Genomic DNA, 14,526 nt, shown 5'->3' on the forward strand with positions numbered 1-14,526 from the left:
GATTTCCTGCTCTTCGACAACGTCGACAACGACCTGGTCGTCGATACCGCTTCGATGTTCGCCGGCATCGCTCCGCAGGCACGGGCGCGCGCGCTGTTCGACCGCGGCGTCGACGTTTCACACTTCCGCTATTTCACCAACATCGACACGCGGGTCGCGCTGCGCGACTGGTTGGTGAGCAGCGAGGTCCGGCCGTTGACCACATTCCAGCCGCTACCGGGCCCGTTTGCCGATGCTGATCAGCCTCTCGAGCGGTTGCAGCGGGGCGGCGAAGCGACGGCCGATTTGCCGGTGGTGGTCGTGTTGCCCGGCGTGATGGGTTCGCACCTTTGGGTGGAGCGGCGGGATCGCGTCTGGTTCGACCCGCTGGATATCGCCAGCGGCGGTCTCGACAAGATTGCCTGGGAAAAGTCCGGGATCGAGGCGGAGAAGCTGTTCAGCATGTTCTATGGTGACCTGTGCGAGTTTCTGGCCCGGAGCCACCGCGTCGAGCGCTTTGCCTACGACTGGCGGCAGCCACTCGACGTTCTTGCCGAGCGTCTCGCCGGTTTCCTGGACCGGCTGATGGGCGAAACCCAACAACCCATCCGCCTGCTCGCGCACAGCATGGGCGGCCTGCTTGTGCGCGCCTGCATCCACCGGCGGCGGCCAGTAATGGACGCGCTGATGGAGCGCGCCGGCGCCCGTCTGGTGATGCTCGGTACACCCAACCAGGGCGCCTATTCGATGGTCGAGAACCTGCTCGGCAAGGGCGACACCTTGCGTTCCCTGGTACGCCTCGACGTCAGGCATGACATGCGCGAAGTGCTGCAAATCGTTTCGGGCTTCCGTGGTGCGCTGCAGTTGTTGCCCAAGCCGGGTTTTGTGGACGCTTTCCAGGGCACACCCGAGGGGGGGCTGCCGAATCAGGACTTCCAGAAGGCAGAGACGTGGCAGAGCTATCGCAAGAAAGTGGTCGACTTCTGGTTCGGCAACGGCAAGTCGGCAACGCCGACCCAGGAACAGCTTGATGCCGGCAGTTGGTTGTGGCGGCAGGATGGCGACGCGACCCCGGCGTTGCCCAAGGCTTACGAGCAGAAGGCGGTCTACGTTTTCGGCGTGGCGCGCAATACGCCTTGCGGCATTCGCGAGGAGAATGGGCGACTGAAGATGGTTGGTACCACCCAGGGGGACGGTACCGTGACCTGGGCCTCGGGGCGCATCGAAAATGTCGGCAGTCATTATTACCTGCCAGCGGTGCATGGTGACCTGCCTTCGACCAGCGAGTACTTCCCGGCCTTGGGCGAACTGCTGCGCAGTGGCGCGACCGGCGCCCTGTTGCGCAGCCCGCCGGCTGTGCGCGGCGACGTTGAGCCAGGACCGCTGGTCTACGATGCCGGACCGCCGACTTTGGCGAATGGCGAAGCGGTAGCGCGCGGACTGCTCGGTGGATCGACCGGTGGCGGCGTGTCGCCCCGCTCGAAACGGCGACTGGAAGTGATGGTCAAAGCGATGGATCTGCGTTTCTTGACGCAACCGATCCTGCTCGGCCACTACGAGCAGGACCCGATCGCCGGTGCCGAAGCGCTGATCGACCGCGAACTGCTCGGCGGCGATCTCGGCCAGCGTTACCAGCTCGGACTCTACGCCGGCCCGCGCGGGACGGCGACCGTGGTCCTGCGTGTGCCTAACGACCAGGAACGTCGCCGCGGCAGCCTGAGCGGAGCGGTGGTCAGCGGGCTGGGCAGCTACGACGGCAACCTCACCGTTGAGGACGTCACCGAGGCGGTGCGCGTCGGAGTGCTGAGGTATCTGCTTCAGGTGATCGATGTGCTCGGCAAGAATGAGCGCGAGCTGCCGCTGGCAACCCTTCTGCTGGGTTACAACTCGTCGGCCAACCTGTCGGTTGCGGCGTCGGTTGAAGCTCTGGTACGTGGCGTCATCGAGGCGAACGCGCGTTTTTACGAAACGACCCGGCTGAAGATCAGGGTCAGCCGCTTGCAGATCGTCGAGCTGTACCAGGACACGGCGATCACCGCCGCCTACGCCCTGCGTCGGATGCCGCAGCGCCTCGCCGAGCTGACCCGGCGCTGCGGTGTGGCTCTGGTCTGCCGGCCACAACTGGAGCAGGGCGAAGGACTGCGGCGACGCCTGTTCGACAGTGGCAACCCGAGCTATTGGCCGCGCCTGATCGTCACCGACGCCGACCGGCAGGAGGGCGATCCGGGGCGCCTCTGTCTGCCGGCGGACGCTGCGGCTCTCGGTATGGCGGCGGAAGGCAGACAGCCGGTGCGACGAGCGGCGCGCACGGCGATCGCCGAACGCCTGCGCTTCCTCTATGTCGGGCAGCGGGCACGTGCTGAATCAATCGTCCACCAACGGCAGCCGGGACTGATCGAGAAACTGGTCAGCCAGCAGATCCACTCTCCGATCTGGCAGGAGAACTTCGGTCGGGTACTGTTCCAGCTGATGGTGCCTCACGATTTCAAGGATGCGGCCCGGCAGCTCGAGAGCATCGTGCTGGTGGTTGACGACTATACGGCCAATCTGCCGTGGGAACTGATGTTCGCCGATGCCCCGGGGAGTAGCGGTGAGAAGTTGCCGTTGGCCCTGCGCACACCGGTGATACGACAACTCGCCGCTGTGCAGTTCAGGCGGCAGGTACGCCAGGGACTGGAGCGCAACGCTTTCGTGGTAGGCAACCCGTCGGTCGAGGGGTTCAGCCAGGCTTTCCAGGAGGCGCCGCAGCCGCTGACCGACCCACCGCCTCTGGGCGGGGCGGAGAACGAGGCGAATGCGGTAGCCGGGCTGCTCCAGGGGATGGGCTATCAGGTGGTCCCGGCGATCGGCAGCGAATGGCGCGCCGCCGATGTGTTGAGCCGGCTGTACCAGCAACCCTATCGGCTGTTGCACATTTCGGCGCATGGAGTTTTCGACCAGTTGCATGTCGACGGACGGCGGCGCACCGGTGTTGTCCTGTCGGATGGTCTGCTGATCACCGCTGCCGAGATAAAGGCCATGGAGACGGTGCCCGAGCTGGTCTTTCTGAGCTGTTGCCATCTCGGCAAGGTAGACGCGCCCGGTACTGACGGGGGGTCGGCAGAACGAACGGTACAGAATGGCAACCTGCTGGCAGCCAGCGTCGCGCGCGAACTGATCAACAGCGGGGTGCGTTGCGTCGTGGTGGCTGGCTGGGCGGTGGACGATACGGGAGCGATGACCTTCGGCAATGCCTTCTATCGTAACCTGCTGCTCGAACGTCGGCCGTTCGGCGAGGCAATCTTCGAGGCCAGGAAGGCGGTCTGGAGTCGGAGCCGTGAAGACATCACCTGGGGGGCTTTCCAGGCCTATGGCGACCCGGGCTGGCGGGCCGAACCCCGCCTGAGCGGCAACACCGAACGCGATAACGGCTTCGCTTCGCCGGAGGAGCTGCTCGATGAACTTGCCAGCTGGCGTGCCAGTCTGGCGCGTGCCACAGAGCGGCAGACGAAGCGCGAAATCGAGGCTGACGTCAGCAACCTCAGGCGCCTGCTGAAGGAACGGTGTCCGGCAGGCTGGCAGCGGCTGCCGGCAATCCAATCGGCGCTTGGCGCCATTTGGTTCGACCTGCAAGAGTTCGAAGAGGCACGCACCTGCCTGATCGAGGCGATCCAGTCCGAGGACGCCGCTGGTCAGGTGCCGATCCGCGCCTTGCAGCAACTGGCGAATGTCGAGGCCCGCCTTGGCGATCGCAAACGTGATGAAGTGCTAATCAAAACGGCGTTGCGGCGTCTGGAGACCCTTGATCGCCTGGTGGCGGACGTTGGTGCGACAGACGGCAACCTGGCAGCGGCTGCCGGGAACGGCGAGCGCAGTGCGTTGCGCGGTAGCGCTGCCAAACGACTGGCCAGCCTGCAGGCACATAAACTGCTGGTGGCTTGGAACAAGGCGACGCCTGGCCAACAGCAGGCCGACGAGAGGCTGGTTGCCGGGTTGAACAGCGCCTTGCAACAAGCCGCCGAGTTCTATGGTCTCGGCGAGGGGCGGCCGGGGGACACCGCTTTCCGCCCATACAACGCGCTCAATCGCCTGGCGATGCAGGCCTTGCGACTGCAGGACGATGGCCAGAAACCGGCGGCGATCGAACTGGCGCAGCGCTGCCGCCAGGCTGCGAGTGAAAGCTACGCGCGTGGCGCCAGTTCCTGGGATGCGGTCATGGTGTCCGAAGCACTGCTGGTCGAGCGCCTTCTCGACCGCAGCCTGATGCAGAGTGGGGAGGAAGGCGTTCAGGCCTTCGCAGAGATCGGCAGTGCCTACAGCGAGACCCTGGGCAACCTCGTTTTGCGGCCACGCGAGATCGACTCGCTGGTTGAGCAGATCTGCCTGTTGTCGAGGATCTGCGACGCTTGGCAGGTCGTTACCGGCGATCCCGGCTGGCAACTGGCTGCCAACCATCTGATCGCGCTGGCCGAGCGGATCTGGCCAGGTACCTGTCGGCGTGACGATCGCCCCGGCAACCCGCTGGTGGCTGCCGAGGCTCCAAGCAAGCCGCGACCATCCCGGCGCGCGCAGAACAATCCCGAGGAATAGCTTTCGGCTGCTGCCGAACAACCGTTTCGCAGAGGGCAAGCGCATGCAGCCACACGCTTTTGTTGCCATGCCCTTCGGCACCAAGCCCAGTGCCGATGGCCAGTCGATCGACTTCAATCGGGTCTATGCCGAGTATATCCGGCCGGCTCTCGAGGCGGCCGGACTGGAGGTGTTCCGGGCCGATGAGGAACAGCGCGCCGGCGATATCCGTAGCGACATGTTCCAGGAGTTGCTGATTGCCGATCTGGTGGTCGCCGACCTGACGCTCGACAACCCGAACGTCTGGTACGAACTCGGGGTGCGGCACGCTCTGCGCGCGCGCGGCGTGGTGCTGGTGCAGGGGCCACGACCCAACCAGCCGTTCGACATCTACACCGACCGCAAGCTGCGCTACTCTTTGCGCGACGGTGGGCCTGATCCGGCGACCCTGGAGCAGGAACGCGCTGCCCTGACTGCCATGGTCAGCGCCAGCATGGCCAGTTCGACACGGCGCCGGGTCAGCCCGGTGTTTCAGTTGATCCCGCAGCTCGAGCAACCGGAGTGGCGCAAACTCATGCTTGCCGAGCGCAATGAGTTTTCCGAGGCGTACGAGAGCTGGGCCAGCCGAATGGAAGTCGCGCGCCAGAAAAACCGCCCCGGCGACATCCTGGTGCTGGCCGACGAGACACCGATGCGCGCCCTGCTCCTGGAAGCCAAGCGCACGGCCGGCAGCGCATTGCTCAAACTCAAGCAGTATGATCTGGCGCTCGAGCAGTTCGAGCTGGCACTGACGATAGATGTCGATGACAAACCGAGTCGCGAAAAGAAGGCCGTCTGCCTGGCCCGCCTGCGGCAGTTCGAAGAAGCACGCGAGTGGGTGCGTCGACTGACCGGGGACTATCCTCGGGACGCTGAATGCTGGGCGCTTGCCGGCCAGATCGAGAAGGAGCGGTGGATTGGTCTCTGGCGACAGGAGGGTTTGTCACCAGCCCAGATGCGCGAGGCCGCCGGTTTCGAAAACGCCGCGCTTGGCGAGGCCATCGAACCCTACCAGCAGGCCTTCGTCGCCGATCCGGCGCACCATTACTCGGGCATCAACGCCCTGACGCTGCAACTGCTGCGCCAGCATTGCGGTGGCGACAGCGACCCGACGGTGATCGCCAATCTGAGTGGCGGTGTGCGCTGGGCCAGCCTGACGGCACTGGAGCGCGACCGCAAGGACTATTGGGCGCGCGCCAGCTACGCTGAGCTGTGCCTGCTGCTCAATCCGATCGAGGTGGTGCGCAAGGAGTTCAGCCACATGGTGGCGGCGGCCAACCAGGACTGGTTCGCCCTCGATTCGACTCGCCAGACGCTCAGCCTGCTGCGCGACGTCGAGTTCCGACCGGCGGAGACCGCCGCTGCGCTGGTCGTCGTCGAACGCGAGATCGCCCGTAGCGCGCAGCCTTTCGAGCCACGACAGGTGATTCTGTTCAGCGGTCACATGATCGATGCTCCCGGGCGGGAGCCGCCACGTTTTCCTGCCGACAAGGAAGGGATTGCCGCGCAGCAGATCGCGCAGGCGCTTGACGGGCTGGGCGTCGGACCCTGTGATCTGGCGCTGTCGCAGGCGGCCAGCGGCGGAGACCTCCTGTTCCTGGAAGCCTGCCAGGCGCGCGGCGCCCGCCTGCAGGTGATGTTGCCGTTTGCCGAACCCGAGTTCGTCGAGCGTTCGATCCTGCCAGCCAGTAATGGGGAGCAGTGGCGTCAGCGCTATTTCGCGCTGACCGCCGCCGCGGCGCTCGAGCCGCGGATCATGCCGAACGACCTCGGCCCACTGCCGCAGGGTGGTCGTCGGGCAAGCATGAACGCGTTTGAACGGTGTAATCTGTGGCTGCTGTATAGCGCACTTGCCTGGGGGGTCGACAAGGTTCGTTTCATTTCACTGTGGAATGGTGGCGGTGGCGACGGACCGGGTGGAACAGGTCACATGTATGGCGAAGTGAAGCGCCGGACGGGGCGTGTGGCCTGGCTCGATACGCGCAAGCTGTGGTGACGCCGCACAGCGCCGTGCGAGTTGCTGGCGAATTGATTGCCTCCTGTTCGCAAAGACCGCTATAATCGCATGTTTTTCCACCTTGCTCCACCGTTCGCATGGCGGGGGGTTTCATCCATGAGGAGTGTTCATGCGCCATTACGAAATCGTTCTAATCGTCCACCCGGACCAGAGTGAGCAGGTCCCGGCGATGGTCGAGCGCTACAAGTCGCTTGTCGCCTCGAAGGCGGGGCAGATTCACCGTCTCGAAGACTGGGGTCGCCGTCAGCTCGCCTATCCGATCCAGAAGCTGCACAAGGCGCATTACCTTCTGATGAACATCGAATGCGATGGCGCGACGCTCGAAGAGCTGGAGCATGGCTTCAAGTTCAACGACGCGATTCTTCGTCATCTGACGATCCGGGCCAAGCGTGCCGTCAGTACGCCATCGCCAATGATGAAGGATGAGAAGTCCAAGTCGCTGCTGGAAGTTCGCGAACCGCTACCGGAAACCACCGGCAAGCAGCCGGCTGCCTGAGTGCCGCGGCGCTGCTGAATCGGGTCGAGCTGAGCGGAGTCCTGCTCGAGCGCAAGGCTCTGCGCTTTACGCCGGCCGGGGTGCCGGTCACCGAATGCCTGCTCGGGCACCAGTCCGAGCAACTCGAAGCAGGTAGCCCACGTCAGGTCGAATGCGAAATCCAGGTGATTGCCCTGGGCGCGACGGCACAGTGGCTACAGGCAGCGAGTCCCGGCGCCAGGTTGCAGGTGACCGGCTTTCTCGCCGCCAGGAGCCGCAACAGCAAGCAGCCACGACTGCATGTAACCAAGATCGAATTTGTCGAAGGAAATCAAGATGGCAAGGTTCTTCAAGAAGAAGGATGACAAGAATGTCAAGAAGCGTGGCAGTGGTCTGTTCAAGCGGCGCAAGTTCTGCCGCTTCACTGCCGAGAAGATGGAAGAGATCGACTACAAGGACGTCGACCTGTTCAAGGAGTATATCGCCGAGAACGCGAAGATCATGCCGGCGCGTCTGACCGGCACCAAGGCAGGTTACCAGCGGATGCTGTCGGTGGCGATCAAGCGAGCGCGTTTCCTGGCGCTGCTGCCCTATACCGACAATCATCAGTAAGCGAGGAGACGACGATGCAAATCATTCTGATGGAGAAAGTCGCCAACCTCGGCAACCTCGGCGACCTGCTCAAGGTGAAGGACGGTTACGCACGCAATTTTCTGATCCCGAAGGGCAAGGCCAAGCGGGCGACGCCGGCCGCGCTGAAGGAATTCGAGGCCAAGCGCGCGGAACTGGAACAGGCTGCGGCGGCCAAGCTGGCTGAAGCGCAGGGTTTTGCCGAGAAACTCGCCGGTGTCGTGGTGAGAATCGAGCGCAAGGCTGGTGTCGATGGTCGGCTGTTCGGTTCGGTGACCAATTTCGATGTCTCCGATGGACTGCGCGCGCTGGGCTTCGAGATCGAAAAATCTTCCGTGCGCATGCCGGGTGGTCCGCTGAAGACGATTGGTGAAACGCAACTCGAAGTGGCCCTGCACAGCGATGTGCTGGCGACGATTACCGTTGCCGTGGTTCAGGAACAGCTCAAGCTGTAGCCAGAGCGGCCTCGGTGCGGTTATCTGATGCCTGGAGAAAAGCCTTGCCTGATGGCAAGGCTTTTTTGTCTCCTGGCACCCTGGCAATGCCGCGCTAAACGCCGCAGTCTTGCTCGTCGTCCTGGCGGATTTCTCCATGACCAAGTCGTCCGATTCCTACCGCTCCGCGGACGGACAACGTCCCGCCAGTCGTGGTGTCCGGCGGGAGCGCGATCTGCCCGCCGACTCCGTGCTGTCCGAATTGCGCGTGCCGCCGCACTCGCTGGAAGCCGAGCAGTCGGTACTGGGCGGCTTGCTGCTCGATAACGCGGCCTTTGACAAGATTGCCGATCTGGTCGGCGAAGGTGATTTCTATCGCGACGAGCACAGGCGAATTTACCGCCAGATTCGCAAGTTGCTCGAACGGAGCAAGCCGGCCGATGCAGTGACAGTCGCCGAGAGTCTCGACCTGGCGGGCGAGGGGAGTGCCACCGGTGGTCTCGCCTATTTGGGTGAACTGGCGGCAAATACGCCCTCGGCGGCCAATATCCGGCGCTATGCCGAAATCGTTCGCGAGCGGGCGATTCTGCGGCAACTGGTCACCGCGGGTGACGAGATTGCCGGCAGCGCGCTCAACCCGCTCGGCCGCGATGCGAAAACCCTGCTCGACGAGGCCGAGGCCAAAGTGTTCGCGATTGCCGAGGGTGGTTTCCGTCATCAGACCGGCTTTGTACATATCAATCCGCTGCTCACCCAGGTAGTCGAGCGCATCCAGGAACTACATGATCGCGACAATCCTTCGGACATCACGGGTGTACCCACCGGCTATCATGATCTCGACGCGAAGACTTCCGGTCTTCAGGGCGGCGACCTGTTGATCGTCGCAGGCCGTCCGTCGATGGGCAAGACCTCGTTCGCGCTCAACATTGCCGAGCATGTGGCCCTGGAAGTCGGCTTGCCGGTGGCCATCTTCTCGATGGAAATGGGCGGTACGCAGCTTGCCATGCGCATGCTGTCGTCAGTCGGCCGGCTCGATGCGCACCGCGTCCGTACCGGCCGACTGAACGACGATGAATGGTCACGCCTCTCTTTCGCCCTCGGCAAGATGCACGAAGCACCGATCTACATCGACGAGACGCCGGCGCTCAATCCGATCGATCTGCGGGCGCGGGCACGCCGCCTGTATCGTCAGTGTGGTCAACTCGGGCTGATCGTCATCGACTATTTGCAGTTGATGTCATCGACTTCGCAAGGGGAGAATCGGGCAACCGAAATCTCGGAGATCTCGCGTTCGCTGAAGGGGCTGGCCAAGGAACTGGGTGTTCCCATGATGGCGCTGTCGCAGCTCAACCGCTCGCTCGAGCAACGGCCGAACAAGCGTCCGGTGATGTCCGACCTGCGCGAGTCGGGAGCCATCGAACAGGACGCCGACGTGATCATGTTCATCTACCGCGACGAAGTGTACAACCCCGACACCCAGGACAAGGGAATGGCCGAGATCATCATCGGCAAGCAGCGCAACGGCCCGATCGGCATGGTGCGTCTGACCTTTCTGGGCGAATATACGCGTTTCGAGAATTTCGCCAGTCCGGGTTCGTACTGACCCGCCGGCATGGCGCCTGACCCGCTCAGCCGTCGACGCGACTGGCCGTGACGGTATAACTGAGGCGGTGACTGTCGCCACTGTCGAAACGTGCGCCGCCCGCTTCGACCTGTGGCAGGACGAGAAAAGGGAGCGCCGCACTGCTTGCGCCATGCAGCCTGACGTCCTGTGCCGTGTTGAGGGCGATCCAGTTTTTCTCCCAGAAACCGAACAGCAGCTTGCGCAGGACGACCAGTTTCGGGTCGCCCTGACCCAGGCCCTCGTCGTGGATCGCCTTGCGCACATCGCTCGGGTCGACCGGAATCCAGCCATACCCCGGGGTGTAGAATTCGGCGCGGCAGTGCTGCACGGTACGCAGGTTGCCGGTGGCACCGAGCCCGGCAAAAAGTCGTGAACTGTCGATGCGCAGCCCGAAAACGGGCCGTGCGGGAATGCCGATCGATCGGCACAAGCCGACGAAAAGCAGCGCGATGTCGGCGCTCCTGCCGGTCAGTTGGCCACTGTCGAGCATCGCCTCGACGTCACCCCGGCCGATGCCGCTCTGTGCCGCGTCATAGGACGCGTTGTCCACCACCCAGTCGTAAATCGCCTTGCCTTGTGCCACCGGATCCTTGATGCGCCCAACCGCGCGCTCGGCCGTGCGGCGCACCAGTCCGTCGGTCGGCACCAGGTTGCTGGATTGCAGGCAGCGGCGGAGCACTTCGCCACGTTCGGCGGCACTGCCACGCCGGGTAATGTCGAAATGCCGGTCCTGCTTTGCCACCTGACTGACCAGTTGCAGTTGCGGTGCCGTGGCCGTGTCTTTCCAGTCGGCGTAGAAGACCTCCATATCGGCCACCGGGTCGCGGTAGACGCCGGCGCTGTCGAAGTTGCCTCGCCAATTGTGGCCCAGCGCACGCTGCCAGATGCTGTCCCTGTACTGGGCCAGCGGCAGCCATAGCCGGATTTTTCCCTTGACGTGGTTGAGGGCGATGCTCGACGCGATGTCATAGGTTCGCCACTGTGGCTGCGGTTCATCCGGCAGGGCAATGGCGTTGTACGGTAGTTCGGTGGCGCTTGTCGGCGAACTGGCGGTGGCTGCCGGGGTGGCGGCTGGTTGCTCGATCACCGGCCGATAGCTCTGGCGGCCGCGCGTCCTGCTTCTGCCGCCGGTCGTTGTCGTGCTCTGGCCGGCGCTGCTCTTGGCGGACGTTTTTCCCGAACTTTTGGGTGCCGGATTGGCGGTAGTGGCTTTCTTCTTGTTCGCGGCGACAACCGAGGCAGGGGTCAGCACTGAAAGAAGCGCGGAAGCAACGAGGAAATTGCGTCGTTTCAATCGACTCTCCGGGAGGCCTGGGAACCCTGCGACCAGTCATCGGGAGCAGGAATCAGTGGCCATAAACGACCGGGCCGTGTCACAAGACACGGCCCGGTGAAGTCGCGAAGATTATAACACTTCGGCTGCATGGTCCGCGAGACGGGAGCGCTCGCCGCGTTGCAGGGTGACGTGGCCCGAGTGTTCCCATCCCTTGAAACGGTCGACCACGTAGGTCAGACCGGAGCTGCCTTCGCTGAGATAGGGGGTATCGATCTGGGCGATGTTGCCCAGACAGATGACCTTGGTGCCTGGCCCGGCGCGGGTGATCAGGGTTTTCATCTGCTTCGGCGTCAGGTTTTGTGCTTCGTCGATGATCAGGAACTTGTTGAGGAAGGTGCGGCCACGCATGAAGTTGAGTGACTTGATCCGGATGCGGTTGCGAATCAGATCACGGGTGGCCGCCCGGCCCCAGTCGCCGGCCTCCTCGTCGCCCTGGTTGAGTACCTCGAGATTGTCTTCGAGCGCGCCCATCCACGGTCCCATCTTCTCTTCTTCGGTTCCTGGCAGAAAACCGATGTCCTCGCCGACCGGGACGGTGACCCGGGTCATGATGATTTCACTGTAGCGCTTGTCTTCGAGCACCTGGGTCAGCCCGGCGGCCAGCGTCAGCAGCGTCTTGCCGGTGCCGGCCTGGCCAAGCAGGGTGACGAAATCGACCTCCGGGTTCATCAGCAGATTGAGCGCAAAGTTCTGCTCGCGGTTGCGTGCCGTGATGCCCCAGACGCTGTTCTTGGTGTGCGTGTAGTCGGTCAGCGTCTCGATTTCGGCGCCTGTTTCGGACATTGTCCGGACAATCGCGTACAGGGGTCGCTCACCTTCCTGGAACAGAAACTGATTGACCAGCAACTGTGAGCACAAAGAACCCTTGAGCCGGTACAGGGTGCGCCCGTCCCTCTTGCGCGATTCAACGTCCTGACCATATTGCTCCCAGAAATCGGGAGGCAGTTCGAACATGCCGGTGTACAGCAGGTCGGTATCTTCGAGTACCTTGTCGTTGAAGTAGTCCTGTGCCTGCAGGCCAAGGGCGCGCGCCTTGATGCGCATGTTGATGTCCTTGGAAACGAGGATCACCGGGCGCTCGGGATAGCGGCGCTGCAGATGGATGAGCACCGCCAGGATCTGGTTGTCGGCCTTGGCGGTTGGCAATCCTGCCGGCAGGTCGCCGGCAATCGCTTCGGTCTGCAGAAAGAGACGCCCGCTGGCCAGTTTGCGCGAAGGTCCGTCGAGTCTGATTCCCTGATCAATGGCCTCGTCTACGCTGCTGACGATTTCATCAAGCGTACGCGTGACCTGGCGCGCATTGCGGGCGATTTCCGACACCCCTTTCTTGTGGTTGTCGAGTTCCTCCAGGGTCATGATCGGTAGGAAGACATCGTGTTCTTGGAAACGGTAGACACTGCTTGGGTCGTGCATCAGGACATTCGTGTCGAGCACGAAGAGCTTGCCCGGGTGGGTGGCAGGCTGGGCGTCGACGGTGGAGTTGTGGAGCATGCGAGGAGTTTCCGGGGGGACTCGGTCAGACGGCCGATCAGAGTTGGGTGACGAAATCCAAGACTTCCTGCGCGTGACCAGTCACCTTGACACCGCGCCATTCGCGCCGCAACACTCCCTTGCCGTCGATCACGAAGGTGCTGCGCTCGATGCCGCGCACCTGCTTGCCGTACATCGACTTCATCTTGATGACCGAGAAGCGGGTGCACAGCAACTCCTCGTCGTCGGCGAGCAGAGTGAAGGGTAATTCCTGCTTCGCCTTGAAGTTCTCGTGCGACCTGATGCTGTCGCGCGAGACACCGGCGACGATGGCGCCGGCGGCGATGAACTGCGGGTGGAGGTCGCGGAATTGCTGTGCCTCGGTGGTGCATCCCGGCGTGCTGTCCTTGGGGTAGAAATACAGGACGACGATGCGGCCCTGGCAGGCGGAGAGCGTGAAGGATCCGCCCCCGGTTGCCGGCAGGCTGAAATCATCTACGGTCTGGTCGATCATGGCTGGCTTTCAGGGATGGGGTGCCGAATTGTTGTAAGAAAGCGGATCGTCGGTCAAGTGCCCACTTCCCACCGCGCATCTCGGTATTTGAGACTTTCAGGCACGGCAGCGAACAAAGGTCCACACACCCAGGCACGATCGTGTCTCCATCTCGTCAAGTGCGTCTCCTTGAAAATGGCTCGCATTTTTTTGCCACACCCCCGGGCCAGTTCTCTCGAAGAACCCGAGACACGTCTCCGCCAGGGGATTGACGAGACGAACGCGGCGTCGGTCGCCTTTCGCTGGAAGAAGTTCGGCCTTGCCATCGCCTGATCTGTACGAAGGCCCACCGTTGGCCGGCCTTGCTCCGCGTGTCGGCGGTCAGTTGAGATCGATTGCGTGTCGCTTCAAATCATCGAGGGGGACGATCAGCAGGCAGGCTTCGTTGCTTGCGTTGAGAACGACGCGTGGCGCCTTGCCGGCCTGCAGTGCCTCGTGCCAGCGTGTGGCGCACAGGCACCAGCGATCACCTGGTTTGAGGCCGGGAAAGTGGAACTCCGGACGCGGTGTCGACAGGTCGTTGCCACGCGCCCTGGAAAATTCGAGGAATTCGGCGGTCAGGACGACACAGATGGTATGGCTGCCGAAGTCCTCGTCGCTGGTGTTGCAACAGCCGTCGCGAAAGAAGCCTGTCATCGGCTTTTCGCTGCACGATCCGAGAATGCCCCCCAGCACGTTGCGCTGACGGCCGCCGAAATCGTCGGGTTTCATGTCAGCTCGTCAATCCAGGCTTGCTGGATCGCTTCGAGAATCTTCTCGCCGCAATGCCGGCTGTCGTCCTCGAAGCCGGGCAGGGCGAGCACCCGGTTCATCAGGTCGACGAAATTGATGCGTATCGGGTCGAGCTCGGGGTGTGCTTCGGCGAGTTCGACGGCAATCTCGTTGATGTCGGTCCATTTCATCGCTTGCCTTCCTTGATCATGTTGATCGAGTAACGTGGAATCTCGATCACCAGCGGGGTCTGACCGACGATTGCCTGGCATGACAGGCGGGAATTCGGTTCCAGCCCCCAGGCCTTGTCGAGCAGATCGTCTTCCACTTCGTCCGACGGTTCGAGCGCCTCGAAGCCCTCGCGCACGATGACATGGCAGGTCGTGCAGGCGCAGGACATCTCGCAGGCGTGTTCGATGGCGATGCCGTTTTCGAGCAGATTCTGGCAGATCGATTCGCCGGGTCTGGCGTCGAGCAGGGCGCCGTCCGGACATAACTCGAGGTGCGGCAGGACGATGATCTGGGTCATGCGGTTTCTCCGGTTTTCAGCACGGCGCCATCACCTTCCAGCTCACTGATGTTGCGCCCGGCAAAAGCCCGCCGGATCGACTTGTCCATGCGGCGCGCCGCAAAATCCTTGGTGTCGGCTTCGAGGTCGTCCATCGCCAGCATGATCTGCCGGCGATTGTCTTCCCGGGCTGCCCCCTGCA

General features: G+C 63.0%; 14 protein-coding genes. 7 read left to right on the forward strand and 7 right to left on the reverse strand.

Annotated features, from left to right (window positions below):
• The 7 genes from JNK99_RS08780 to dnaB all read left to right on the forward strand — a co-directional run.
• Positions 1-4,548: CHAT domain-containing protein (locus JNK99_RS08780; protein ID WP_291851532.1), on the forward strand; the 4,548-nt coding region annotated here is incomplete at its 5' end.
• 43 nt (positions 4,549-4,591) lie between these two features.
• Positions 4,592-6,562 carry a TRAFs-binding domain-containing protein gene (locus JNK99_RS08785; RefSeq protein WP_291851535.1) on the forward strand — a complete coding sequence of 657 codons (1,971 nt, stop codon included), beginning with the start codon at positions 4,592-4,594 and terminating at the stop codon, positions 6,560-6,562.
• 130 nt (positions 6,563-6,692) lie between these two features.
• The gene (rpsF, locus tag JNK99_RS08790; RefSeq protein WP_291851538.1) at positions 6,693-7,079 is read left to right on the forward strand and encodes a 30S ribosomal protein S6; all 387 of its coding nucleotides are present in this window, start codon (positions 6,693-6,695) and stop codon (positions 7,077-7,079) included.
• Between the two features lie 29 nt (positions 7,080-7,108).
• Positions 7,109-7,423, forward strand: coding sequence for a primosomal replication protein N (gene priB / locus JNK99_RS08795; protein WP_366518742.1), 315 nt, complete (start codon positions 7,109-7,111; stop codon positions 7,421-7,423).
• Positions 7,395-7,670: a 30S ribosomal protein S18 gene (gene rpsR / locus JNK99_RS08800; protein WP_034923543.1), complete on the forward strand. Its 276-nt coding sequence runs from the start codon at positions 7,395-7,397 to the stop codon at positions 7,668-7,670. Before priB ends, rpsR begins: the two co-directional genes overlap by 29 nt.
• 14 nt (positions 7,671-7,684) lie before the next feature.
• Positions 7,685-8,143: a 50S ribosomal protein L9 gene (gene rplI / locus JNK99_RS08805; RefSeq protein ID WP_291851556.1), complete on the forward strand. Its 459-nt coding sequence runs from the start codon at positions 7,685-7,687 to the stop codon at positions 8,141-8,143.
• Between the two features lie 136 nt (positions 8,144-8,279).
• The gene (gene dnaB, locus JNK99_RS08810; RefSeq protein WP_291851559.1) at positions 8,280-9,725 is read left to right on the forward strand and encodes a replicative DNA helicase; all 1,446 of its coding nucleotides are present in this window, start codon (positions 8,280-8,282) and stop codon (positions 9,723-9,725) included.
• Positions 9,726-9,750: 25 nt separating this feature from the next.
• Here dnaB and JNK99_RS08815 read toward each other — a convergent pair whose 3' ends face one another.
• From JNK99_RS08815 to JNK99_RS08845, 7 genes are all read right to left on the reverse strand, one after another.
• On the reverse strand, positions 9,751-11,040 hold the full coding sequence (locus tag JNK99_RS08815; RefSeq protein ID WP_291851561.1) for a transglutaminase-like domain-containing protein: 1,290 nt from the start codon (positions 11,038-11,040) through the stop codon (positions 9,751-9,753).
• Between the two features lie 111 nt (positions 11,041-11,151).
• The gene (locus JNK99_RS08820) at positions 11,152-12,573 is read right to left on the reverse strand and encodes a PhoH family protein (protein WP_291851564.1); all 1,422 of its coding nucleotides are present in this window, start codon (positions 12,571-12,573) and stop codon (positions 11,152-11,154) included.
• 37 nt (positions 12,574-12,610) lie between these two features.
• Positions 12,611-13,066, reverse strand: coding sequence for a peroxiredoxin (locus JNK99_RS08825; RefSeq protein WP_291851567.1), 456 nt, complete (start codon positions 13,064-13,066; stop codon positions 12,611-12,613).
• A 360-nt stretch (positions 13,067-13,426) separates the two neighbouring features.
• Entirely contained in the window at positions 13,427-13,816 is a 390-nt protein-coding gene (locus JNK99_RS08830) for a DUF2237 domain-containing protein (protein WP_291851570.1), read from the reverse strand.
• Positions 13,813-14,007 (reverse strand): Fe-S cluster assembly protein IscX, encoded by a 195-nt coding sequence (iscX, locus tag JNK99_RS08835; protein ID WP_291851573.1) that lies wholly within the window; start codon positions 14,005-14,007, stop codon positions 13,813-13,815. Before iscX ends, JNK99_RS08830 begins: the two co-directional genes overlap by 4 nt.
• On the reverse strand, positions 14,004-14,345 hold the full coding sequence (fdx, locus tag JNK99_RS08840) for an ISC system 2Fe-2S type ferredoxin (RefSeq protein ID WP_291851576.1): 342 nt from the start codon (positions 14,343-14,345) through the stop codon (positions 14,004-14,006). Before fdx ends, iscX begins: the two co-directional genes overlap by 4 nt.
• On the reverse strand, positions 14,342-14,526 hold a 185-nt coding region (locus JNK99_RS08845; protein ID WP_291851579.1), incomplete at its 5' end, for a hypothetical protein. The genes fdx and JNK99_RS08845, both read right to left, overlap by 4 nt.

This window comes from Accumulibacter sp. (assembly GCF_016789985.1).
Taxonomy (GTDB): Bacteria; Pseudomonadota; Gammaproteobacteria; order Burkholderiales; family Rhodocyclaceae; genus Accumulibacter.

What these genes read in the sequence shown, in the direction of transcription:
- fdx (WP_291851576.1), bottom strand. Translation starts at nt 14,345, where the DNA reads ATGACCCAGATCATCGTCCTGCCGCACCTCGAGTTATGTCCGGACGGC.
- iscX (WP_291851573.1), bottom strand. Translation starts at nt 14,007, where the DNA reads ATGAAATGGACCGACATCAACGAGATTGCCGTCGAACTCGCCGAAGCA.
- rpsR (WP_034923543.1), top strand. Translation starts at nt 7,395, where the DNA reads ATGGCAAGGTTCTTCAAGAAGAAGGATGACAAGAATGTCAAGAAGCGT.
- JNK99_RS08825 (WP_291851567.1), bottom strand. Translation starts at nt 13,066, where the DNA reads ATGATCGACCAGACCGTAGATGATTTCAGCCTGCCGGCAACCGGGGGC.
- JNK99_RS08820 (WP_291851564.1), bottom strand. Translation starts at nt 12,573, where the DNA reads ATGCTCCACAACTCCACCGTCGACGCCCAGCCTGCCACCCACCCGGGC.
- JNK99_RS08830 (WP_291851570.1), bottom strand. Translation starts at nt 13,816, where the DNA reads ATGAAACCCGACGATTTCGGCGGCCGTCAGCGCAACGTGCTGGGGGGC.
- dnaB (WP_291851559.1), top strand. Translation starts at nt 8,280, where the DNA reads ATGACCAAGTCGTCCGATTCCTACCGCTCCGCGGACGGACAACGTCCC.
- rplI (WP_291851556.1), top strand. Translation starts at nt 7,685, where the DNA reads ATGCAAATCATTCTGATGGAGAAAGTCGCCAACCTCGGCAACCTCGGC.
- rpsF (WP_291851538.1), top strand. Translation starts at nt 6,693, where the DNA reads ATGCGCCATTACGAAATCGTTCTAATCGTCCACCCGGACCAGAGTGAG.
- JNK99_RS08785 (WP_291851535.1), top strand. Translation starts at nt 4,592, where the DNA reads ATGCAGCCACACGCTTTTGTTGCCATGCCCTTCGGCACCAAGCCCAGT.